This window comes from Caballeronia calidae, from assembly GCF_900044055.2.
Lineage (GTDB): Bacteria > Pseudomonadota > Gammaproteobacteria > Burkholderiales > Burkholderiaceae > Caballeronia > Caballeronia calidae.
Window position 1 is genome coordinate 1 of the sequence record NZ_FCOX02000326.1, and the last position, 786, is coordinate 786.

A 786-nucleotide genomic window follows, 5' to 3' on the forward strand; every position below is an offset into this window, starting at 1 on the left:
GACGCGCTCAGCGGCGTCATCGCGAGATCGTCGAGGATCACTATGTCCGTCTTCGCGAGTTGCGCGAGCCAGCGCGCATAGCCGCCACTGCCGTGCACCAGGGCCAGCTCCTCGCTGAGTTTGGGCATACGCAGATAGGCAACCGAGAAGCCTTGCCGGCAAGCCTGAATGGTGAAGGCGCAAGCTAGGAGTATGCGCGGCAGAAATCTGATGTCATCCGGCCGAGCCGGGTAAGCGTTGTTAGGAGATGCCAATAAGCTATCTTCCCTACGAGCCGCAGCAGCAGATGTTGCTGCCCCACGCGCTGCAAGACTGGCTGCCTGAAGGGCACCTGGCCTATTACATCAGCGACACGGTGGATTCGCTCGACCTGTCAAGCTTCCATGCGCGGTATGCGGGCGGCGGCCCGCGCAATCAACCCTTTCATCCGGCGATGATGGTGAAGGTGCTCGTCTACGGCTATGCGACCGGGGTGTTCTCGTCGCGCAAGCTGGCCAGGAAGCTGCATGAAGATGTCGCGTTCCGGGTCCTCGCCGCGGGCAACTATCCGGCGCATCGCACGCTTTGCGACTTTCGCGCCTTTCACTTGAAGGAACTGTCGGACCTGTTTGTGCAAGTGGTGAAGCTGGCCAAGGAATGCGGACTGGTCAAGCTCGGGACGATTGCCGTTGACGGCACGAAGATCAAGGCCAATGCGTCGCGTCATAAGGCGATGAGTTACGAGCGGATGAAGAAAGCCGAGCTGGAACTCAAAGAACAGATCGATGCGCTGCTGGCCAAGGCGAA

The 786-nt window shown here is 60.1% G+C and carries 1 protein-coding gene and 1 pseudogene; one reads left to right on the forward strand and one right to left on the reverse strand.

Features of this window, described 5'->3' with window-relative positions:
• Window positions 1-188 (reverse strand): annotated as a pseudogene (locus AWB78_RS45095) (ATP-binding protein); the annotation flags it as partial.
• Window positions 189-247: 59 nt separating this feature from the next.
• Between AWB78_RS45095 and AWB78_RS42875 the strand changes: the two are divergent.
• Window positions 248-786 (forward strand): transposase (locus AWB78_RS42875; RefSeq protein WP_198399358.1); only part of this gene is annotated, 539 nt, incomplete at its 3' end.